Source organism: Lentzea kristufekii, assembly GCF_033949925.1.
Classification (GTDB): domain Bacteria; phylum Actinomycetota; class Actinomycetes; order Mycobacteriales; family Pseudonocardiaceae; genus Lentzea; species Lentzea kristufekii.
Map to the genome: position 1 here is coordinate 75,977 of NZ_JAXAVV010000003.1, position 20,073 is coordinate 96,049.

22 protein-coding genes are annotated in these 20,073 nt (G+C 67.6%); 6 read left to right on the forward strand and 16 right to left on the reverse strand.

The annotated features are described in order from the left end of the window. Nucleotides 1-13: 13 nt before the first annotated feature. Both SK571_RS07165 and SK571_RS07170 read right to left on the reverse strand, forming a co-directional pair. Nucleotides 14-688: a hypothetical protein gene (locus SK571_RS07165; protein ID WP_319983235.1), complete on the reverse strand. Its 675-nt coding sequence runs from the start codon at nucleotides 686-688 to the stop codon at nucleotides 14-16. Nucleotides 689-711: 23 nt separating this feature from the next. Then, nucleotides 712-1,230 (reverse strand): SigE family RNA polymerase sigma factor, encoded by a 519-nt coding sequence (locus tag SK571_RS07170; protein WP_319983236.1) that lies wholly within the window; start codon nucleotides 1,228-1,230, stop codon nucleotides 712-714. 183 nt (nucleotides 1,231-1,413) lie between these two features. Here SK571_RS07170 and SK571_RS07175 point away from each other — a divergent pair, with 183 nt between their 5' ends. Both SK571_RS07175 and SK571_RS07180 read left to right on the forward strand, forming a co-directional pair. After that, nucleotides 1,414-2,355: a threonine aldolase family protein gene (locus SK571_RS07175; protein WP_406601958.1), complete on the forward strand. Its 942-nt coding sequence runs from the start codon at nucleotides 1,414-1,416 to the stop codon at nucleotides 2,353-2,355. Further along, entirely contained in the window at nucleotides 2,356-2,952 is a 597-nt protein-coding gene (locus SK571_RS07180) for an HAD-IA family hydrolase (protein WP_319983237.1), read from the forward strand. Here the strand turns inward: SK571_RS07180 and SK571_RS07185 are convergent. The 9 genes from SK571_RS07185 to SK571_RS07225 all read right to left on the reverse strand — a co-directional run bounded on the left by SK571_RS07185 (nucleotide 2,896) and on the right by SK571_RS07225 (nucleotide 10,379). Further along, nucleotides 2,896-3,621: a potassium channel family protein gene (locus SK571_RS07185; RefSeq protein WP_319983238.1), complete on the reverse strand. Its 726-nt coding sequence runs from the start codon at nucleotides 3,619-3,621 to the stop codon at nucleotides 2,896-2,898. The genes SK571_RS07180 and SK571_RS07185 overlap by 57 nt on opposite strands. 38 nt (nucleotides 3,622-3,659) lie before the next feature. Beyond that, a complete protein-coding gene (locus SK571_RS07190) occupies nucleotides 3,660-3,809 on the reverse strand; it encodes a hypothetical protein (RefSeq protein ID WP_166049133.1) in 150 nt (49 codons plus the stop codon). A 107-nt stretch (nucleotides 3,810-3,916) separates the two neighbouring features. Further along, on the reverse strand, nucleotides 3,917-5,047 hold the full coding sequence (locus tag SK571_RS07195) for a pyridoxal phosphate-dependent aminotransferase (protein ID WP_319983239.1): 1,131 nt from the start codon (nucleotides 5,045-5,047) through the stop codon (nucleotides 3,917-3,919). A gap of 605 nt (nucleotides 5,048-5,652) precedes the next feature. Continuing rightward, complete coding sequence (locus SK571_RS07200) at nucleotides 5,653-6,819, reverse strand: transglycosylase SLT domain-containing protein (protein ID WP_319983240.1); 1,167 nt, start codon at nucleotides 6,817-6,819, stop codon at nucleotides 5,653-5,655. A gap of 1 nt (nucleotide 6,820) precedes the next feature. Continuing rightward, on the reverse strand, nucleotides 6,821-7,126 hold the full coding sequence (locus SK571_RS07205) for a hypothetical protein (RefSeq protein WP_319983241.1): 306 nt from the start codon (nucleotides 7,124-7,126) through the stop codon (nucleotides 6,821-6,823). A gap of 135 nt (nucleotides 7,127-7,261) precedes the next feature. Next, a complete protein-coding gene (locus tag SK571_RS07210; RefSeq protein WP_319983242.1) occupies nucleotides 7,262-7,999 on the reverse strand; it encodes an ESX secretion-associated protein EspG in 738 nt (245 codons plus the stop codon). Nucleotides 8,000-8,022: 23 nt separating this feature from the next. Continuing rightward, a complete protein-coding gene (locus SK571_RS07215) occupies nucleotides 8,023-9,324 on the reverse strand; it encodes a hypothetical protein (RefSeq protein ID WP_319983243.1) in 1,302 nt (433 codons plus the stop codon). Between the two features lie 9 nt (nucleotides 9,325-9,333). Continuing rightward, nucleotides 9,334-9,924 carry a DUF3558 domain-containing protein gene (locus tag SK571_RS07220; RefSeq protein WP_319983244.1) on the reverse strand — a complete coding sequence of 197 codons (591 nt, stop codon included), beginning with the start codon at nucleotides 9,922-9,924 and terminating at the stop codon, nucleotides 9,334-9,336. 2 nt (nucleotides 9,925-9,926) lie between these two features. Further along, nucleotides 9,927-10,379: a hypothetical protein gene (locus tag SK571_RS07225; RefSeq protein ID WP_319983245.1), complete on the reverse strand. Its 453-nt coding sequence runs from the start codon at nucleotides 10,377-10,379 to the stop codon at nucleotides 9,927-9,929. A 489-nt stretch (nucleotides 10,380-10,868) separates the two neighbouring features. On the opposite strand from SK571_RS07225, the gene SK571_RS07230 reads away from it, so the two are divergent. Both SK571_RS07230 and SK571_RS07235 read left to right on the forward strand, forming a co-directional pair. Continuing rightward, nucleotides 10,869-11,048 carry a hypothetical protein gene (locus SK571_RS07230; protein ID WP_319983246.1) on the forward strand — a complete coding sequence of 60 codons (180 nt, stop codon included), beginning with the start codon at nucleotides 10,869-10,871 and terminating at the stop codon, nucleotides 11,046-11,048. A 10-nt stretch (nucleotides 11,049-11,058) separates the two neighbouring features. Beyond that, complete coding sequence (locus SK571_RS07235) at nucleotides 11,059-11,907, forward strand: AraC family transcriptional regulator (RefSeq protein ID WP_319983247.1); 849 nt, start codon at nucleotides 11,059-11,061, stop codon at nucleotides 11,905-11,907. On the opposite strand, the gene SK571_RS07240 is transcribed toward SK571_RS07235, so the two are convergent. The 5 genes from SK571_RS07240 to SK571_RS07260 form a co-directional block, all read right to left on the reverse strand. Next, complete coding sequence (locus SK571_RS07240) at nucleotides 11,897-12,805, reverse strand: ADP-ribosylglycohydrolase family protein (RefSeq protein ID WP_319983248.1); 909 nt, start codon at nucleotides 12,803-12,805, stop codon at nucleotides 11,897-11,899. The two genes, SK571_RS07235 and SK571_RS07240, sit on opposite strands and share 11 nt — an antisense overlap. Further along, nucleotides 12,802-14,058, reverse strand: coding sequence for a phosphoribosylamine--glycine ligase (purD, locus tag SK571_RS07245; protein ID WP_319983249.1), 1,257 nt, complete (start codon nucleotides 14,056-14,058; stop codon nucleotides 12,802-12,804). Before purD ends, SK571_RS07240 begins: the two co-directional genes overlap by 4 nt. 16 nt (nucleotides 14,059-14,074) lie before the next feature. After that, nucleotides 14,075-15,052 carry a TAXI family TRAP transporter solute-binding subunit gene (locus tag SK571_RS07250; protein ID WP_319983585.1) on the reverse strand — a complete coding sequence of 326 codons (978 nt, stop codon included), beginning with the start codon at nucleotides 15,050-15,052 and terminating at the stop codon, nucleotides 14,075-14,077. Continuing rightward, nucleotides 15,042-16,931: a TRAP transporter permease gene (locus SK571_RS07255; protein ID WP_319983586.1), complete on the reverse strand. Its 1,890-nt coding sequence runs from the start codon at nucleotides 16,929-16,931 to the stop codon at nucleotides 15,042-15,044. The genes SK571_RS07250 and SK571_RS07255 overlap by 11 nt, the downstream gene beginning before the upstream one ends. A 113-nt stretch (nucleotides 16,932-17,044) precedes the next feature. Next, nucleotides 17,045-17,305 (reverse strand): UBP-type zinc finger domain-containing protein, encoded by a 261-nt coding sequence (locus tag SK571_RS07260; RefSeq protein WP_319983250.1) that lies wholly within the window; start codon nucleotides 17,303-17,305, stop codon nucleotides 17,045-17,047. 20 nt (nucleotides 17,306-17,325) lie between these two features. On the opposite strand from SK571_RS07260, the gene SK571_RS07265 reads away from it, so the two are divergent. Together SK571_RS07265 and SK571_RS07270 are read left to right on the forward strand one after the other, a co-directional pair. After that, entirely contained in the window at nucleotides 17,326-18,882 is a 1,557-nt protein-coding gene (locus tag SK571_RS07265; RefSeq protein ID WP_319983251.1) for a Na+/H+ antiporter, read from the forward strand. Between the two features lie 66 nt (nucleotides 18,883-18,948). Then, the gene (locus SK571_RS07270; protein ID WP_319983252.1) at nucleotides 18,949-20,031 is read left to right on the forward strand and encodes a glycerophosphodiester phosphodiesterase; all 1,083 of its coding nucleotides are present in this window, start codon (nucleotides 18,949-18,951) and stop codon (nucleotides 20,029-20,031) included. Nucleotides 20,032-20,073: the final 42 nt, after the last annotated feature.

The window sequence follows — 20,073 nt, forward strand, 5'->3', positions numbered from 1 at the left end:
ACTGGGCGAACGATCAGAACTTCGGGGCCAGTGCGTCCGCGACCCGCTTGGCCTGGCCTTTCAGCTCGCCGTCGCCCTGCGTGAACACGTAGAGGTCCTGCCCCTTGGGGGTCTTCAGCTTCTCCGCGCCGGACGGGGCGTCGAACGGCTGTGGCGTGACGATCGCGGTGATCGTCAGCCCGTCGATCGTGAACGCGGCCGAGCGGGAGTCGGGCGAGCAGGTCTGCGTGGGCGCCACGGCGAAGTCCGGTGAGACCGAAAGCTCGACGGCGAGGGCGTCGGCGAGCTCTCGGTCCACACCTGCACAGCCCTGCACTGTGCTTTCACTGGCCGAAAGACCAGTGCTTCCCGGCATCGACCCGTCCCCCTGCGTGGACTTGCCTTCACCGGAGAAGTTCGTGGGCGGTTGCGCCTGCAGTGGAGTCATCGGGGATTCTGCCGCGTTGTCCTGCTTCTGCCCAGAACCCGCGCTGTTCGAAGTTTTCGTGTCCTGGCTTACCCAGCCGTTGGCGGCGAAAACCCCGCCGAAACCGAGCACGACGACCAGGGTGGTGCCGGCCGCGATGGAGTTGCGCCGGCGCAGCGTGGCGCGGCGCGAGGCCTTGCGGACGTCGCCCGCGTCGAAGGACGCCGGCGGAGCGTCGTGTGCGGCGTCGCGGAACAGGTCCGCGAGCTTCTGCTCGTCCATCTACGTCGTCCTCCTCTCGCTGGTCACGACGCCGGTCGCAGGTCGTCGATGGCGTCACCCAGAGCTTCCCGCAGTGCGGCGAGCCCTCGGGCGGTCTGACTCTTCACAGTTCCTTCCGAGCACTTCAGCGCCTCGGCCGTGGCCGTGACATCGAGGCCCTCGAGGAACCTCAGCACGAGCACCGCCCGTTGCCTGGGCGGAACTCTGCGCAGACCCTTCAGCAACGCTTCGCGCGTCGCGACGGTGTCACCGATCTCGTTGTCCGTCGTCGGCGACTCCGGCATCTCGTCGGTGAACTTCTCGCGCCGCCACGGACGGCGTGACTCGTCGATCACCGCACGCACGACGGTACGTCGGACGTAGGCGTCGAGGGCCTGCTTGTCCCGGATCTTCCGCCACCTCCTGTGCACCGCCACGAAGGCCGTCTGCGCGAAGTCGTCAGCGCGGTGCCAGTCGCCGCACAGCAGGTATGCCGTTCGGCGCACGGCCTCACGGCGAGCCACGAAGTACTCCGCGAACTCCTGCTCGTCGCGCTGATCCACGCGGACTGCTCTCCGCTCGTTCCTCGAGTTGCACTGACTGGACGGAAACTGAGGCACCAACGGTTGCACGAACCACCGGCGAGAGCTACATCACCCCCTCGGTCGTTCACCTGATGTGATGTGATCGAGGCTGTGACCCCCATTGACCTGCGCTCGGACACCGTCACCCAGCCCGACGAGGCCATGCGCCGCGCGATGGCGGCGGCGGAAGTCGGCGACGACGTGCTGGACCACGACCCGACCATGGCCGCCCTGGAGGAGCGGGTCGCCGGGCTGCTCGGGGTCGAGGCCGCGCTCTGGGTCCCCTCCGGCTCCATGGGCAACCTGATCGCCCTGTTCCTGCACCTGCGGCGCGGTGACCGGTTCCTGGCCCCGCTGGGAGCGCACGTGCTGGACGCCGAGCTCGGCACCGCCGCGTGGCTGGCCGGCGGGATGCCGCACGCGTTGCCCGTGCTGACTCCGGAGGCCGTGATCGCGGCCGGTGGTGGTGAGTCTCCTTATTACGGGCTGCGCACCACGTTGCTGTGCGTGGAGAACACGCACAACGCTTCTGGCGGCACGGTGACCTCCGTCGACGAGCACGCTGCCCTGGTCGCCGCCGCTCGGTCGATCGGGCTGGCGGTGCACCTCGACGGCGCGCGGCTGTGGAACGCGTCCGTCGCTCTCGGGGTGCCGCTGACCTCGCTGACGGCCGGGGTCGACACCGTTCAGGTGTGTCTGTCGAAGGGGCTCGGCGCGCCGGTCGGATCGGTCGTGGCCGGCTCCGCGTCGTTCGTCGTGGAGGCCCGTCGCGTCCGAAAGATGCTGGGTGGTGGAGTCCGGCAGGGCGGTGTGCTCGCGGCCGCGGGTCTAGTGGCTCTCGACCGGATCGACCGCCTGGCCGCCGATCATTCCAATGCCAATGGATTGGCTTCCGGGTTGAGGGCGCTGGGCTGGGAGGTGGACGAGCCCTCGACGAACATCGTGCTGGCGTCGGTACCCGATCTGGAGAAGACGCTGCTGTCGTTGCGTGATGTCGGAGTTCTGGCCAGTCCCATGTCGGGCAAGGTTCGGTTCGTGACGCACGGCGACGTGGACTCGTCCGACGTCGCCGAGGTGCTTCGCCGGCTGCGAGAGGACATCTAGATGCGCTGGATCGTGTTCGACTTCGGCGAGGTGATCAGCCAGCGGAACCCGGCTCGGCCCGCCATGGCGGCGAAGCTCGGGGTGACACTGGAGGTCTTCGAGACCGCGTACTGGGACCGCGACGCCTACGACCGCGGCGGATCGGACTCCGACTACTGGGCGCGGATCGGTTCCGCGCTCGGGCTGAGCCTCGACGAGGCCCTGGTCCGCGAACTGACCGCCATGGACAACGCGGGCTGGCTCGACGACCCGGTGGTGGAGACCGTCGCGCTGATCGAGGACCTGGCGTCCCTCGGGGTGCCGCTGGCGTTGCTGTCGAACGCGCCCTCGACGTTCGGGCGGCTGGCCGAGAAGGTGCCGTGGGCCAAGCACTTCCGGCACCTGATCTTCTCGGGTGACCTCGGCTGCGCGAAGCCGGACGCGGCGATCTGGAAGCACACGTCGTCCGTGCTCGGTTCGTCGGACGTGATCTTCTTCGACGACCGCGCGTCCAACGTGGAGGGTGCACTGGCCGCGGGTTGGGACGCGCGGCTGTGGACGTCAGCCGCCGCTGCGCGTGCCGAGCTCCTTGCGGAGTTCGGCGATCTCCGCCCGTAGGTTCCGGAGTTCCTGCGCGGTCTCGAGCTCGGCTTCCTCGACACCGCGCAGCTTCTCCACGAGCCAGCTGGCGATCGTGCCGGTGATGACACCGAGCAACGCGATGCCGCCGACCATCAACAACCCGGCGACGAGCCGCCCCTCACCCGTGACGGGGTAGCGGTCGCCGTACCCGACCGTCGACATGGTGGTCATCGTCCACCACAGCGCGTCGCCGAACGTGGTGATGGTGGCGTTCTCCGCGTGCCTTTCCGCATCCAGCACCGCGAGGCTCGCACAAAACATGACGATCACCGTCACGGCCGCGACGTAAATGCTGACGCGTTGCCTGATCTTGTGCTGGAACTTCTTGTTGAGCAACTTGATGACCGTGATGAGCCGGAGCACCCTGAGCTGCCGCACCATCGGCAAGATCACTGCCGCAAGATCGAAAATGTGCGTTCTCAAGAACTTCAGCTTGTTCTGCGCCAGGGTCAGCCTCATGACGAACTCGGCCGCGAACACAGCCCAGACCAGCCACAACACGATCTCCAGGGTGAAGTGCATCGCCCCGTGATCATCGAAGACCTGCCACGCGTAGGCGGCGAGGAACACCACGGCGAGCGCCGTCATCGGCCACTCGACCTTTCGCTCCCACCGCTCGAGGCGGGCCTCGTTGGCTAACAACACCGCCTCATGGTGAGCGGTGCGTTCGCATTAATCCAGAGTCATCGCTTGGATTTGATGGCACCGTAAGCCGCCGTGCCTGCGAGGAGTAGTCCTCCAATCACAGCGAGCCAGAAAAGGCCTTTCACCACGGCCCCGACGACGGCCAGCACGATCCAGATCGCCACGAGCCACCCGATGATCGCCCACATAGGACCTCCCGTTCCTCGCATCGTGAACGTCCGGCCGCCCGGATTTGTTGCTCTTGGTTCCGCTCGGGGTGGCACGGGTATCTTCTGGGTCTGGTGTGTCTTGTGGGTCAGAGCCAGGCCTTCAGCCGCCGCAGGGCCTCCTCGATGTCCTGCGTGGCGCCCGCGAACGACATCCGCACGAAGTGGTGCCCGTCCACGGGGTCGAAGTCGATCCCGGGCACGATCGCAACCCCGGTCTCGTCGAGCAGCTTCTTGCAGAACCCCATCGAGTCGTCGGTCAGATGCCGCACGTCCGCGTACACGTAGAACGCCCCGTCGGCCGGCGCGAGTTTGTCGATGCCGAGGTCGATGAGTCCTTCGACCAGCAGGTCGCGGTTCACCTTGTACCGCTTGAGGTGCTCGGCCGTCTCCGCGTACGCGTCCTCGTGAAAGGCCTCGACCGCCGCGTACTGCGCCAACGCGGGCGGACACAGCGTGAAGTTGCCCGTCAGGCAGTCCACGGCCCGACGCAACCGCTCCGGCAACAGCATCCACCCGAGCCGCCACCCGGTCATCGCAAAAGCCTTGGAGAACGAGTTGACGACGATCGCGTCCCGCGACGTCTCCCAAGCACACTTCAGCGGCTCGCCGTAGCTGATCCCGTGGTAGATCTCGTCGCTGATCAGCTGAACCCCGTTGGCGGCACACCACGCCGCGATCGGCTCGACGTCGGCGACGGTCCCGGTCGGGTTGGCCGGACTGGCCACGATCACACCCTTGAGCCCAGGATCGAGCATCTCGACCGTGGGCTGGAACCGCGTCTCCGGCCCGCACGGCAACTCGACGACCTCACACCCCAACGCCTTGAGGATGTTGCGGTAAGCCGGATACCCCGGCCGCGCCAGAGCGACCCGATCACCAGCGTCGAAGGCTGCCAGGAACGCGAGCGTGAAGGCCCCCGACGACCCGGTGGTCACCACCACGTCGTCCGCCGACACGTCGAGGTCGTACTGCCGCTTGTAGTGCCCGGCGATGGCCTGCCGCAGCTCCGGAATCCCGAGCTGCTCGGTGTAACCCAGCGCGTGCTCGTCCAGAGCCCGCGCCGCGGCCTCTCGCACCGGACGCGGCGCGGGGCTCGACGGCTGGCCGGCGGCCAGGGAGATCACGTCACCGTGCGTCCGCTGCCTCTGCGCGGCGGCGGACAGCACGTCCATGACGTGGAAGGGCGGGACGTCGGCGCGGGCAGCCACGGTCAGCATGCCGTCAGGCTAACTGCCCACTACCTCGCCACACCTCTGTCCGTCTCGCGCCTCACGTCTGCCAGGTTCGCGCTGTACCTCGGATCCCCGCGTCGGCCCCCACGGTGTCAGCTCCCGCCCCAGATCTGCAGGCCCCGTCCCAACTCCCCGGCCCCAGGTCCCAGGTCCCCGTCGCAACTCACAGGCCCCAGGCCCGAAGCCCGAGGCCCGAGGCCCGAGGCCCGAGGCCCGAGCGAATCACCACCCCAGGACCGACCGCCGCAGCGCTCCAACTCCCCACGTCAGCTCCCCGCCACCCCAAGTCCCGCCATCCCAGCACCTCAAGTCCCACCGTCCCCGCACCCCTGCACCCCGAGTTCCCACCAGCCCAGCGCCCCACCCCAGTGCCTAGCGTCAGCTCCCGTCACATCGACTCACAACGCCCCTGGGGGCAATACCTTCGGTCGCACCCCCCGCGCTTCCGCAATATGCGGGCGCAGAAAACAGTGTTTCAGGACATTCGCTACCCGTGTGGGTGTGGATAACCGGAATCCGGCACATCTCCGTCACGAGATACTTGACGAAGAAGCGCCGGATTCCGGACAAAGCCCACCCGATCGAGCGCACTAATACCCTTGGTAACCGCCGCCCTGGGACATCGCCTTCAGACCAGGGTGTCCTTCGAAGCCGCCGTAGCGGGAGAACGTGTAGCGGACGCCGGCGATGATGTTGTCCACCGGATTCCAGATGTCGCTGTGGCCGGGCAGCTTGTGCGCGTTGAACGTCGAGTCGATGCACTGCATGAGGCCCTTGGAGGGCGTTCCCGCCTGGGCGTTGGAATCCCAGAGGTTGATGGCGTGCGGGTTGCCGCTCGACTCCTTCTCGATGATCTTCCAGATCTCGTCGATGTTCTCGTCGGTGACCGGAATCCCGTTGGCCTGGAGGATCTTGATGGCCTCGCGGATCCACTCCTCGACGTTGCCGGGAGGCGGGCTGCCGGAAGGCGGGCCGCCGCTGGAGCCGAGACCGCCCATGCCGCCGCCCTCACCTCCTCCGCCACCGCCACCGCCTCCACCTGAGGCGCCGCCACCTCCTCCGCCACCGCCGTGGTTCGACGTGGTGGCGGGCGCGGGCTGTGGGTCCGATGTGGACGACGTCTTGGTCGACTCGTCCGGCGGTGGGGTCGGGGCCCACTCGATGGGCTTGCCTGGGGCCGGGGTGAAGGACTGGGTGTTCGGGTCAGGGAGCGACGAGAACTTCGGGGTCAAGGCGCCGGGGCGGGACTTCAAGGTGCCGGCGGCGGCGTTGACCGCGCTTTCTGCTTGGGAGACAACGGGTTGGGCGTCGCTGGTGGCTTCGGCGCAGTAGCTGCGGATCAGGCTGTCGACGTCCTCTTGTGGCTGGTTGTGGAGTTGCTGGCGCGCTTGGCGGGCGCGGCTCAGGAGGTTTTCGCAGATGCGGCTCATCGAGGTCTTCGCGGTTTCCAACGCGTTCGCGGCCGCCTCCAGGTCGGTCGCGGCGCTGTTGAGCGCTTCGGCCATCGAAGTGCCGCACTTCGTGGCGTTGGCCATGTAGGCGGCGAAACCGTCGGCGGACTTGCCTTCCCAGGCGCCGTCGAGTTGAGTGACGGACCGCTGCAGGACGTTCGTCTGGTCGCCGCACTTGCCCGCGGCCTGCTTCCAGCGGTTCGCGATGTCGCGCACGGCCTGGGGTTGTGCGGTCTCGATCCTGTCCGCGAGCGCGGCCAGTTCGGTGCCGCCGGGCAGCGCCGCGACTTCGTCCATCGCGCTCATGTCAGACCGCCTTCAAGGAGTTCTTGTTGGCTTCCTCGACGTCCGCGACGCTGGTCTGGATCGCGTCCAGCGCACCCTCGACCTTGCGCAGCACCTTTTCGGCCGCCTCGAACTCCTGCGTGCCTGTCTGGTCCATTGCGGACACCGCCGCGGAGATCGCACCGGAAGAACCGAGTTTTCCGAAGATGTCCGGATTGCCGTAGTGGCCGGAAAAGCCGTCACCGATCGCGCCGAATTGTCCGGCCTGACTGCTCACGGTCGTTCGGCACTGTTCCATGGCTTCAGTGTTGAACTTCGTCGCAGCCATGCGCGCCCTACCCCCTCAACGTCTGCTCACCGACTTTAGAACGAATTGCGCCGGGCAGTGCGCCGATTCGCTCTTTCGAGACGACGATGCCCGCCCGTCGAGTTCGACGGGCGGGCACGTACAAGGGTTCCGTGATCAGACTTCCTGCAAAAGCTCCCAGATCGCCCCGGCGAGCCGATGGTTGTCGACCGGCGTGATGGTGCACCACTTGCGGCCGTCGCTGCTCGGCTTGAGCTGACGGAGATAGCGCCCGTTGTGCGTGTCGTGGAAGGAAACGACACGATCCGCACGCCGTCCGTTGCGTTGCGCGCCGAACTGACCGCGCGTGGACATGCCGTCGAGCATGCCGGCGAGCTCCTGGGCGTCACCGAGCCGCATTCCGCGCCGCTCCAGCGAGGTGATCATCGCCTGCGCGTCGAGGCCGACGTTCTTGGCGGCGGCCACCAGCTCGTCGTAGGGCATGCTGGTCGACCGCCCGAACCCGGCGGGCATCTCCCCGGCGACCGACACCGCGGCCTCGGCGAGAGCCGTGCCGCGGGCCTCGATCAACCACATCTCGTCGCGATCCTGCACCGCCAGGATCGCCTCGTCCCCGATCGCCGCCGCGAGTCCGCTGATCTGCCGGTCGGCCCAGATCCACAGGTCGATCGACACCTGGTGGTTCGCCAGCAACGCGAACCCGTCGGCGAGCTCGGGCACGACCCGCCCGTTGCGGGCGAGACCGCGCGCCTCCAGCGACTCCCAGGCCCGCTTCACCACCTCGGACTTCTCGGTGTGGGTGATGGAGGGAATCCGCGTGTCGAGCGCGACGTGCGCGGCCGGGAGGCGTTGCGCCTCCCAGACCACGGCGAACTCCACTGTGGACAGAACCACAGAACCTGGTGAGCTCAAGGGATCTACTTGTCCTTCGGGTCTTCGCCGATGACGGACTGAACCACCATGCGGTCATCACCGAACATCTCGTCGGAGTCGACGCCGTACTTGCGCACGTGCTCGCCGTCCTCCTCGCCCTCACCCCTGGCAGCGCTGGCCGCGGGCGACATGAGCGGACCGGCACCCTTGCCGCCAACGCCGGCCTTGCCGGCAGCCGCAGCGCCACCGCGATTCGCCTCAGGTCCGACGCCGCTGGCACCGCCGGGCGTCATGGCGCCACCCGGTCCCTTGCCCGCAGCACCGGTACCGCCGGCACCAGCACCACCGGCGCCGCCTCCAGCACCGCCGCCGCCGGCCTTGGTGCCGCCGATCGTGCTGGGCGCACCCTTCGGTCCGGTGGGCGCGATAGGCGTCTTGGGAGCCTGGCTCGGACCACGTCCACCGCCGACGACCTGCGCTCCGCGCGCGCTGGCCGTGCCGCCGGCGAGACCGGCAGCCGCAGCCGTCGCGGCGGCGAGGCCGATCGACGGGGTGCCGAACGACTTGGGCAGGCCGGGGCCTGCGGCGAGCGGGTTCGGCGTGCCGGTGCCGGGCATGACGCCGGTGGTGTTGCCGGGCGTGCTCGGGATGGGGGCGCCTGGAACACCGGGCGTGCCGGGGCTGCCGGGCGAGCCGGTGAAGCCGGGGCCGCCGCCGTTGATGCCGGGAGGGCCGCCTGAGGGCATGCCGACCTGAGGGCCGACGGGCGTGGTGACGGCGCCACTGGCCACGACGATGTCCGGTGCCTGAGCAGGAGCGCGGAAGCCGTCGAGCGAGTTCTGGCTGTTCGAGACGTAGCCGTTGAGGCTGTCGATGGCCTGCTGGCGAGCCCTGTTGGTCGCCTCGACCTCCTTGGCGTGGTCGGTCTCGATGCCGAAGAAGCCGCCGACCTTGTCCTTGAGGTTCTGCTCGGTGTCGCCACGCAGGTCCTGCGACGGGGGCGTGCTGTAGCGAGCATGGCTGGTGCTCTCGCCCTGTTGCGTTATGGCATGAGAGCTTTCATTCGACGCCTGGGTGCTGTCGTCGAGACCAGCGGCAACGACGTCGGTTTCCTCATGACTCTTCTGAGCAGCCGCGCCGCCCCATTCGATCTTGAGTTCTCTCAGCTGCGCGCGAATCGTCTGATCGATACCGTCGATGGTGTTGGCCAACGTTCGCAGCGCCTCGGATGCTTCGCTGAACTGCGTCGCGATCGTGGTGCCTGAGAGCTTCTGGACCTCGTCAGCCAAGTCCTGGTTGGACCAGCCGTCGAAGTTCCAGTCGTTGAGCTGCCGATAACCGGACATGGCTCCCCCTCACTTCAATGTCTTGAGCGTCGAGAGCGCGAGACCAGCGGCCTTCTCAGCCTTCCCGCACAGCACGGCCTGGTCTTTTTCCTTGGTGGTGGTCGGGATGTAACTGACCATCAACTGCTGGCCATCGGCAACGTCAATCGCCACTGAGCAGTCGAATCCAGATCCGCCTTTTAGCTTGACCTCCACCGCGCCGAAGTCGCCAACCTTGATCACTTTCGCGTCAACGTTGCCGCCACCCTTCAGCCAATAAGAAACACCGTCGTGGGTCACCGCGCCGACCTGGTAGCCGAATCCGCCGTCGCTGCCGTAATCACAGCTGGGCGACTCCTTGCCCTCCACGAGATCCAGCTGCACAGGATCGGCGGAAACAGCGCTGATCTGCTTCATCTGTTCTGCAGTGAGCAGCTTGCAGGTATCGATCGAGTCCAACTTGAGCGCCTGCGGGCGCTCAGGAATCTTGCTTCCAGAATCGCTTCCGGAAGAGGTGTTCGACTGTGGAGCAGGGGTCGGGTTCCCCTTTTCCCCGCCGGTCGTGCAAGCCGAGGCGACCATCACGGAAAAAACCGCGACGGCGAGCTTGGAGATACGCATCTTCACTCTTTCGACTTGCTGAACACGGCCTGAATCTCGCCCTCGGTGTAACCGTACTGCTGCGCCGAGGACTGCAGCTGCTCAGAGAGGCTCCGAAGCTTTTCCATGTACAGGGTGATCCTGTTTGCGTACGAGTCTTCGTGGTAGACGAGCCTGTCGTTCCACGCCTTGACGACGTCTTCAGAAACCTTGTCGTCACTGCCAGGGATTCGCAGCTTGGGAACGTTGCGCTTGTACGCCCTCTCCAAAAGGTCGAGCTGGTCATGGATGACCTTGCCGGCCTTCAAGACGGTGTCCTTGTCCACGTTGAACTGTTGCGACGACGGACCGGCGGTCAGCCTGTCCATCATCGACGACGCGGCCCTGAAGGCCATCGCCGCTCCAGCTACCGCGCCCCCGGCCACACCCGCGACGGCACTGAGAGCGGCATCCGCCCCCGCGCTCTCCTGTGTCACGACGTCCTACCCCCGTACGGTTGGTAACGGTTCGGTCCCGCTTCGCAGGCTACCAACGCCTGCGTAAGACGTACCTGTGGTTGGACGAAGACCACCCCTCGTTGGTTCCGCATCACGCTGAGTGTCGTTCCTCGTAGCGCGGAGCGTCGATGCGGGCACCTTCCGCGACTTGGGAGGGACGCACGCAGTCGACCACCTGCGGGTACACGTGAACGATCCGAGTCAGCCGTATTCACAACAGCCATACCTGCCACAACAGCCCTATCCGTTTCAGCAGGACCCGCAACAACCATTCAAGCAACCGCCGAAGAAGAAGCGGTCGGATTGATCATCACTCGTCATCACCACGCTGATGTTGAGCGGGGTGGCATCACGGCGGCTGTGTTGGTCAAAGGCGCGGGGAAGCCAGCCGCTGCTGGAGGTTTGTCTACACCGGCCGCTACCGGACGAGCCGCCTGCCTGCGACGACTTGCCCGACGCGGTTCCCCCATGAGCAGGACGGAGACGCTCGGTCAAGCCACGCCGGTGCGGGAGAAGGTCGGGGACACGGACGCCTGCGGCTTCCCGATCGGCACGTTCACGCCGGTCGCCCAGAAGATCGCGGACGAGGTGCGGGAGGCGATCGGACAGGGCACAGCAAGTCGGGTGAGAACGCCGCGAGCCCAATAGCGTTGGGCACGTGCTGGAGCGACTCAACGAGGCCATGGCCCGCATCGAGGACGACCTCGAAGGTGAGGTCGACGTCAAGGTGCTCGCGCGGATCGCGGGGACGAGTGAGTACCACCTGCGCCGGATGTTCAGTGCGCTGGCGGGGATTCCGCTCAGCGAGTACGTCCGGCGCCGGCGGCTCACCAAGGCGGCGAACGAGGTCCTCAGTGGACAGAGGTCGTTGCTCGACATCGCCGTCAGGTGGGGCTACGGGTCCAACGAGGCCTTTGCGCGGGCATTCAAGGCGATGCACGGGGTTGGGCCTCAGGAGGCTCGGGCCAGCAAGAAGGCGTTGCAGTCGCAGCAGATTCTCACGTTCAGACTGGTTGTGGAGGGGAGTACGAGCATGGAGTACCGGGTTGTCGAGAAGGACGCGTTCCGGGTTGTCGGGCGGGGGACGCGGGTGCCGTTGGTGCACTTGGGGATGAATCCCGCGATCGTCGAGTTCGTGAAGGGCATCGGGATGCCGACGCTCGACAGGATGAAGGAGCTCAGCGACGGGGAGCCCGCGGGGATGTTGGCGCTCACCTTCAACCAGGAAGGAGTCGAGGAGGGTGACATGCTCGACTACTTCCAGGGGGTGGTGACCAGCCGGGAAGCGCCGGAGGACATGGAAACCCTTGAGGTGCCGAAGAACACGTGGGCGGTGTTCACTGCTGCTGGGCCGTATCCCGAGACGATTCAGCACATGTGGCGGGACGTTTACACGCAGTGGTTCCCGTCCAACAGCTACGAGAGTGTTGAGGGGCCGTCGATGTTGCGCACGCAGATCGACGGTGATCAGGCCACGGCCGAGTTGTGGATTCCTGTCACCAGCTGAGGACGAGGCGTTCCATCACGTCTCGTAGTTCCAGAACGGTCAGCCACGCGTCGGGGATCACGTCTGTGCCGTCGCGGGCGCCGAGGATGTTGCCGCAGATCGAGCCCGTCGAGTCGCTGTCGCCCGAGTGGTTCACGGCGATTCGGACGGCGTCGGCGAAGTTCGCGCCGACGAGGGCGGCGTGCAGGCCTATGGCCAGGGCTTCTTCGCCCACCCAGCCCCCGCCGAGTTCGGACTCGATCTCCTCCGGGGTCAACGGGCCCAGGCCCATCACCTTGTCCAGCAACGAGGTCTGTTCCTCGTGGCCTTCCCAGCGGACGAGTTCCGCTCGTGCCACGGCCACCGCCGCAACCAGGTCCGATCCTGCCAGCAGGGCTTGGACGATCACTGCCAGAGCGCCTGCGGACAGGTAGCCGCTCGGGTGGTGGTGCGTCATGCGGGCGGTGTCCGCGGCCAGCGAGAAGACCTCGCGCACGTCGGGTGACCAGACTGCAACGGGGGCGGCGCGCATGACGCCGCCGCAGCCCTTCGAGTTGTTCTTCTCGTTGTGCTTCAACGCGGTGATGCACGTGTGGCCCGGCGCCCGCCGTGAGTGCAGGCGCTGGTCCGCCATCAGCCAGCCGTCGGAGGCGACCAGTGGGCCGCCCTGCGTGTGCAGCCAGCGCCCGTAGGCGGCCCGCACGGTCAGCCGCGGGTCCACACCGTGCTGGCGGGCCAGGAGGAGACCTTCGAGGGTGAAGAGCACCATCTGGGTGTCGTCGGTGATCTCCAGCGACGGCAGGTCGACGACACCCGAGGGACCGTGGAGGTGGCGGATCGTGTCGATCGACGAGAACTCGATCGGCGCGCCCAGGCCATCTCCCACGGCCCCGCCCAGCACACACCCGAGAAGGCTCACGGTACGGTGATCTTGCCGTCGATGGCCTTCGACGCGATGTCCGAACGGTGGTGCGAGCCGGTGAGGTGGATGTCCGCGATGCGCTTGTAGGCGCGCTCGCGGGCCTTCGACAGCGACTTGCCGGTGCCGACGACGGACAGGACGCGGCCGCCCGCGGAGACCACGGCGCCGTCCTCACGGCGGCGCGTGCCGGCGTGCAGGACGCCGTCGGCCTCGGAGCCGGTGATCACGTCACCGGTGCGCGGGAGGTTCGGGTAGCCCTCGGCCGCGATCACGACGGTCACGGCGTAGCCGTTCTCCCACTCCAGAGCGGGCAACGAGGCCAGCGAGCCGTTGGCCGCCGCCAGGAACAGAGCCGAGATCGGCGACTTCAGCAGTGCGAGCACCGACTGCGTCTCCGGGTCGCCGAAGCGGCAGTTGAACTCGATCACCTGCACGCCGGACGACGTCAGCGCCAGGCCCGCGTACAGCAGGCCGACGAACGGCGTCTCGCGAGCGCGCAGCTCGTCGACCACGGGCTGCACGCACCGCGACACGATGTCGGCGACCAGGCCCTCCGGCGCCCACGGCAGCGGCGCGTAGGCACCCATGCCGCCGGTGTTCGGGCCGGCGTCGCCGTCACCCACGCGCTTGAAGTCCTGCGCGGGGAGCAGCGGCACCACGGTCTCGCCGTCGGTGACGCAGAACAGCGACACCTCCGGACCGTCCAGGAACGACTCCAGCAGCACGGGGTGGCCGCCGTCGAGCAACGTCATGGCGTGCGCACGGGCCGCGGCCAGGTCGGAGGTGACGACGACGCCCTTGCCGGCGGCAAGACCGTCGTCCTTCACGACCCACGTCGGCCCGAAACGCGCGAGAGCGGCGTCCAGGCGGGCCGGGTTGTCCACGACCTCGCTGTGCGCGGTCGGCACCCCCGCCGCGTTCATGACGTCCTTCGCGAACGCCTTCGAACCCTCGATCCGGGCGGCGGCCTTCGAAGGACCGAAGCACGGGATGCCGAGGGCCCGGACCGCGTCAGCGGCCCCGACCACCAGAGGTTGTTCGGGGCCGATGACGACTAGATCGGCCTTCCACTCCTTCGCGAGGCCGGCGACGGCCGAGGCATCGGCGACGTCGACGCCGTAGATCTCGGCGTGCCCGCCTATGCCTGCGTTGCCCGGCGCGCACGCCAAAGCAGTCAGCTGCGGGTCGCGCGACAACGCGAGGACAAGGGCATGCTCACGGGCTCCAGACCCGATGACCAGGACGCGCACGAGGCCTGAGAGTAGTTCAGCCCAGTGCCTGCTTCGCCCCAGGGTGCAGCGGGACGGGGTCGGAGGCCGCGGCCTTGTCCCGAACGATGTCCTTCACGGCCGGGTGGACCTTCTCCAGGTCAGCCTTCTTGTCGAAGATCAGCTTGGTGACGGCGCACGCGTTGTTGGCCGCGAAGTCCTCGCGGACGAGCAGCAGGTTCGGCACCACGATCGTGGGAACCTCGGCCACCCCGTAGGTCGCCGCCGGGATCGGCGCGGTGTCGTACACCGGGCTGATCTTCTTCATCTCCGGCAGCAGCGGGGTGATGTCGATGAACTTCACCTTGTCCTTGAGGGACGTCGTGATGTCCGTGATCTGCGGCGTCGGCAACCCACCCGACCAGATCAGGCCGTCGATGCTGCCGTCCTTCATGCCGTCCGCGGTCTTGGTCAGGTCGAGCCGCTGCGCCTGGACGTCCGAGTCGATGTTGAGACCCGCCGACTTCAGCAGCCGTCCGGCGATCACCTCGGTGCCGGACTTCGGCGAACCGGTCGAGATCCGCTTGCCCTTCATGTCCGCCACGGAGTTGATCCCGGAGTCCGCGCGAACCAGCACCTGCGTGTAGTTCGGGTAGATCCGCGTCAGCGCCGCGATCTTCTCCTTCTTGCCGTTGAACGCCCCGGCGCCGTTGACGGCGTCCGCCGCGGTGTCCGCCAGCGAGAACGCGATGTCGTAGGTGCCGGCGACGAGCTGCTGGATGTTCTGCACCGACGCGCCGGTCTCGGCGGACGACGCCTTGAGCTTCGAGTTGTCGGAGATCAGCTTCGCCAGACCGCCGCCGACCACGAAGTACACGCCACCGGAGTTGCCGGTCGCGATCGTGATCCGGCCGTCCGAGGCCTCGCAGGACGTCTGGGAACCGCCCGCGTCCGGCGTGGTGGGTGTGCGTTTGCCGCCACACCCGGAAACCACGAGCGCCAAAGCGATCGCACCGATCGCGTACTTACGCAGCATCACGAACCCTCCCACGGGTCACCAGGTGTACCGCCACGGCCACCACGAGGAACCCGGCCCCGATGGCGATCGTCAACGGCTGCAGATAGAGCAGGAACAACGCGGCCGGCACGCACAAGATCCGTTCCGGCCAGCGCGCGGGACCGAACAACCAGCCGCCCGTCAGCACGGCGAGCGCGGCCACTCCCAGCGCGGACGCTCCGAACGCCCACACCGAGTCCAGCAACGGCCCGCGCAACAGCAGAGCGGCGCCGGCGTCGGTCAGCACGAACGCCAGCGGCACCAGGAACGCGGGCAGCGTGTACTTCCACGTCTGCCACATCGTCTTCATCACGTCGCCGCCGGTCAGGGCCGCCGCCGCGACGGCAGCGAGGGCGGTCGGCGGCGTCACCTCGGACAACACCGCGTAGTAGAAGATGAACATCGCGGTCTCGGCCGGCTCGACCCCCAGCGTGATCAACGCCGGTCCGATGACGACCCACGAGATGATGAACGACGCCGTCACCGGCACGGCCAGCCCGAGCACCGACACCGCCACGGCCGCGAGCACCGCCGTCAGCATCAGCACCACGACGGGCTCGGACGTCAACGCCGAAGCGAGGTCGACCAACGAACCCGCAAGCGCTTGCCCCAGCCCGGTCTTGGTGATCGTCGAGGTCACGACACCGGCCGCCGCGCACACCGCGATCACCGGGAACGCCGAGCGCACGCCGACGGACAACGCGTCCGCGATCAACCGCAGCCATTCGTGCCGGTGGTTGATCAACGCGAACAGCGCGGCCACGCCCGTCGCGTACACGACGGCCTTGTAGACCGGGATGTCCATCGCGAGGAACACGATGATGATCCCGAGCGACAGGAAGTGGTACCAGCCGAGCTTGAACACGTCCCAGAACCGCGGCGCGTCCACGTCGACCGGCCGTGCTCCGAACCGCCGCGCGTCGGCCTCCACGGCCAGGGCGATGCCCAGGTAGTAGAGCAGCGTCGGGATGATCGCCCAGATCAGCACCGACAGGTACGAGACCTGCAGGTACTCGGCGATGATGAACGCCGCCGCGCCCAGCGTGGGCGGCGACAGGATCGCGCCGATGCCGGACGCCGCGAGCAGGCCGCCCGCGTTCTCCTTGGGGTATCCGGCCTTCTGCAGCATCGGCCACGTCACGGCACCCAACGACACCGTGGTCGCCGTGCCGGAGCCCGACACCGTGCCCAGCAGGAAGCCCGCGGTCGCCGCCGTGCGACCGGGAGCGGTCCGCGACTTCCGGAAAGCGGCGAAGCTGACGTCCACGAAGAACTTGCCCGCACCTGAAGCGTTCAGCACGGCACCGTAGATCGTGAACAGCACGATGTAGGTCGCCGCGACGTCCAGCGGTGTGCCGTAGAACCCGCTGGCGTCGTTGAAGAAGCCGTTGATGATCTGCGGGAAGTCGACGCCTGAGTGCGCGATCGACCACGCCGGCGGCAGGAACCCGCCGTAGTAGGCGTAGGCGATGAACGCGAGGCAGACCACCGGGAGCACCCAGCCGGTCGTGCGCCGGCACGCCTCCAGGATCAGCACCAGCAGCACCGAGCCCGCGACGACGTCGAGCGTGGAGAGCTGGCCCTGCCTGTCCAGGAACTCGTCGAAGCCCCCGAACAGCGGATAGGCGCCGACCACGAAGGCCAGAGCAGCCAGTACCCAGTCCCACCAGGGCGGCGCGTGCCCGCGGCCGTATGCGAGGAACACCAGCGGCAGGGTCACCGCCAGGAACATGATCAGGTAGTACTGGCTTCCCTTGGCGAACGGGAAGAACACCTGCTTGAGCACCAGCAGTGCGATCAGCAGGCCGGCGATCCACAGCGCCCGCTCCCACCGCGGTGAGAGCGAACGCGACGGCATCTCCTCGTCGTGCTCCGCGACGATGCGGGCGAGGTCGGGGTTGGCCACGGACCGACCGTACTGTGGGCGCGATCACAGCAGCAGAGGATCAATCCAAAGGAACTGCAAAGACTTCACACGATGGCAATGTCCACATAGCACCAGCGCCAGTCCTCGCCCGGCTCGAACGAGCGCATGACCGGATGCCGGGACGCCCGGAAGTGCGCGGTCGCGTGCTTGTGAGGACTGGAGTCGCAGCACGCCACGTGCCCGCAGGACAGGCACATCCGCAGGTGAGCCCAGTTGCGCTCACCCAGAGCGAGGCAGTCGACACAACCCTCGGTGGACTCCGGCGCCACCGGCGAGGGCAGCGCCCCCACGTGCGAACAGGTCATGGTTTCCATCATTACGCAGAATGAGCGGCATGTACGGGCCTGAGCTTCTGCTGCTGCTCCTCGGGGCGTTGATCGTCACGGCCGTCGCACGCCGGTTGAACTGGTCGGCACCGCTGGTCCTCGTGGCCGTCGGCCTGATCGTCTCGTTCATCCCGGGCGTGCCGGAGTTCGAGCTCGATCCGCACCTGATCCTGCTGGTCGTGCTGCCGCCGTTGCTCTACAGCGCGGCGCTGGACAGTTCCTACCTCAACATCCGCGCGAACCTGCGGCCGATCGGGTTCCTCGCGGTGGGGCTCGTCCTGTTCACGACGTTCGTGGTGGGCGTGACGGCGAAGCTGGTCTTCCCGGACCTGCCGTTCGCCGCCGCGCTCGTGCTGGGCGCGGTCGTGGCGCCGCCGGACGCCGTGGCGGCCGTCGCGATCGGCCGCAAGCTCGGGTTGCAGCGCCGCGCGATGACGTTGCTGGTCGGCGAGAGCCTGATCAACGACGCGACGGCGCTGACGGCGTTCAAGGTCGCGGTGGCGGCCGCGGCGGGCGCGGCGATGCACCCGCTCGACGGGGTGTGGATGTTCGTGAAGGTGACGATCGGTGGCATCGCGATCGGCCTGATCGTCGGCGTCGTGGTCCGCTTCCTGCGCAAACGGCTCTGCGAGGGCGTGCTGGAGAGCGCGCTCGGCCTGCTCGTGCCGTTCGGTGCCTACCTGCTCGCGGAAGAGGGCTTCCACGTCTCCGGCGTGCTCGCGGTCGTCGTCGCCGGCCTGTACATCGGGCACAACGCCCCGCGCGGCAGCTACACGACCCGCCTGCAGGACGGGGCGGTGTGGCGTTCGGTGGACGCGCTGATGGAGTCGTTCGTGTTCGCGCTCATCGGGCTGCAGGTGTCGTCGATCATCAGCGACGTCGAGCTCGGCCCGCGCCTGCTGCTCGGCGCGGGTGCGGTGCTGCTGGCCGCGATCCTCGCCCGGTTCGTGTGGATGTACCCGGCCTCCTACCTGCCGGTGTACCTCAACAAACGCATCAGAGAACGTGAGGGCGTGCCGCACCTGGGCCAGGTGACGGTGATCTCGTGGGCCGGCATGCGGGGTGTGGTGACGCTGGCCGCGGCAGCCGCGATCCCGCAGGACGTTCCGGGCCGCGACATCATCCTGTTCTGCGCGTTCGTGGTCACGGTCGCGACGCTGCTGCTGCAGGGCACGACGTTGCCGTGGCTGATCAACAAGATCGGCTTCGAGGGCGACGACGCCCGCAAGGACGCGCTGGCCGAGGCGCAGGTGCAGCACCGGGCCGCGCAGGCCGCGGTCACGAGGCTCGACCAGGAGACCGACGAAGTCCCCGACCACGTCCGCGACCAGCTCCGATCGCTCGCGGAGCACCGGGGCAACGCCGCGTGGGAACGGCTCGGGCGGCAGGAGGAGGAGAGCCCGGCGGCCGCGTACCGCAGGCTGCGCAGGGTGATGCTCAGCGCGGAGCGTGACGAGTTCGTCAAGGCCAGGGACAAGGGCGAGATCGACGACGAGGTGCTGTTCCGGGTGCTGCGCGAGCTGGACTTGGAAGAAGCCGCACTGTCCCGTGAGTAACCGTTCACCTGCATTTCGTGTTGCGATGCTTGGGTGCGCTCTCAACACAAAACGGGAGGTCGAACGATGTATCGGAGAGGTCTAGCCGCCGTAGTCCTCGTGTTCGCGGGTGCGGTGGTGGCGTCCCTGCCCTCCGCGTCCGCCCACGACGACAAGGGTCCGATCGTCATCGGGCACCGGGGCGCTTCGGCGTACCGGCCCGAGCACACGCTCGCGGCGTACGAACTGGCCGCGCGCATGGGTGCCGACTTCATCGAGCCGGACCTGGTGCCCACCAAGGACGGCAAGCTGGTCGCCCGGCACGAGAACGAGATCGGCGGCACGACCGACGTCGCCACCAAGCCGCAGTTCGCCGACCGCAAGAAGACCAAGACCATCGACGGCGTCGCCGTCACCGGCTGGTTCACCGAGGACTTCACGCTCGCCGAGCTGAAGACGTTGCGCGCCAAGGAACGCATCCCGGCGGTCCGTCCGCGCAACACGCTCTACGACGGCCGCTTCGAGGTGCCGACGCTGCAGGAGGTCATCGACCTCTCCAAGCGCCTGTCCCGCGAGCTGCACCGCGAGATCGGCATCTACCCCGAGACCAAGCACCCGACGTACTTCAAGTCGATCGGTCTCGCGCTGGAGCCGAAGCTCGTCGACGTCCTCAACCGCAACGGCCTGAACCGCAGCAGCGCCAAGGTCTACGTGCAGTCGTTCGAGGTCGCGAACCTGAAGGAGCTCAACAGGTCGCTGCGCGTGCCGATCGTGCAGCTGGTCAACGGTTCCGGCGCGCCGTACGACTTCGTCGTGGCCGGGGACAAGCGCACCTACGCCGACCTGGTCACCCCGGCGGGTCTGCGCGAGGTCCGTTCCTACGCGGACGGCGTCGGCCTCACCAAGGACATCATCATCCCGCGTGACGCCAACGGTTTCCTCAAGGCGCCTACGACTGTCGTGAAGGATGCCCACCGGGCCGGTCTGATCGTGCACTCCTGGACGTTCCGCAACGAGAACTCGTTCCTGCCCGCGGACTTCCGGTCCTCGGCCGACCCGGCCGCGTACGGCCGGGCCTTCGAGGAGTACGACCTGTTCTTCAAGCAGGGCGTCGACGGTGTGTTCGCGGACAACCCCGACACGGCCGTGGAGGCCAAGGTCAAGCGGTAGTGCCGCGACCGGCAGCCTTTGCCCCGTCTTCGGCGGTCAGAC

What these genes read in the sequence shown, in the direction of transcription:
- SK571_RS07165 (WP_319983235.1), bottom strand. Translation starts at nt 688, where the DNA reads ATGGACGAGCAGAAGCTCGCGGACCTGTTCCGCGACGCCGCACACGAC.
- SK571_RS07175 (WP_406601958.1), top strand. Translation starts at nt 1,414, where the DNA reads ATGCGCCGCGCGATGGCGGCGGCGGAAGTCGGCGACGACGTGCTGGAC.
- SK571_RS07180 (WP_319983237.1), top strand. Translation starts at nt 2,356, where the DNA reads ATGCGCTGGATCGTGTTCGACTTCGGCGAGGTGATCAGCCAGCGGAAC.
- SK571_RS07190 (WP_166049133.1), bottom strand. Translation starts at nt 3,809, where the DNA reads ATGTGGGCGATCATCGGGTGGCTCGTGGCGATCTGGATCGTGCTGGCC.
- SK571_RS07195 (WP_319983239.1), bottom strand. Translation starts at nt 5,047, where the DNA reads ATGCTGACCGTGGCTGCCCGCGCCGACGTCCCGCCCTTCCACGTCATG.
- SK571_RS07200 (WP_319983240.1), bottom strand. Translation starts at nt 6,819, where the DNA reads ATGAGCGCGATGGACGAAGTCGCGGCGCTGCCCGGCGGCACCGAACTG.
- SK571_RS07205 (WP_319983241.1), bottom strand. Translation starts at nt 7,126, where the DNA reads ATGGCTGCGACGAAGTTCAACACTGAAGCCATGGAACAGTGCCGAACG.
- SK571_RS07215 (WP_319983243.1), bottom strand. Translation starts at nt 9,324, where the DNA reads ATGTCCGGTTATCGGCAGCTCAACGACTGGAACTTCGACGGCTGGTCC.
- SK571_RS07220 (WP_319983244.1), bottom strand. Translation starts at nt 9,924, where the DNA reads ATGCGTATCTCCAAGCTCGCCGTCGCGGTTTTTTCCGTGATGGTCGCC.
- SK571_RS07230 (WP_319983246.1), top strand. Translation starts at nt 10,869, where the DNA reads ATGAGCAGGACGGAGACGCTCGGTCAAGCCACGCCGGTGCGGGAGAAG.
- SK571_RS07250 (WP_319983585.1), bottom strand. Translation starts at nt 15,052, where the DNA reads ATGCTGCGTAAGTACGCGATCGGTGCGATCGCTTTGGCGCTCGTGGTT.
- SK571_RS07255 (WP_319983586.1), bottom strand. Translation starts at nt 16,931, where the DNA reads ATGCCGTCGCGTTCGCTCTCACCGCGGTGGGAGCGGGCGCTGTGGATC.
- SK571_RS07260 (WP_319983250.1), bottom strand. Translation starts at nt 17,305, where the DNA reads ATGACCTGTTCGCACGTGGGGGCGCTGCCCTCGCCGGTGGCGCCGGAG.
- SK571_RS07265 (WP_319983251.1), top strand. Translation starts at nt 17,326, where the DNA reads ATGAGCGGCATGTACGGGCCTGAGCTTCTGCTGCTGCTCCTCGGGGCG.
- SK571_RS07270 (WP_319983252.1), top strand. Translation starts at nt 18,949, where the DNA reads ATGTATCGGAGAGGTCTAGCCGCCGTAGTCCTCGTGTTCGCGGGTGCG.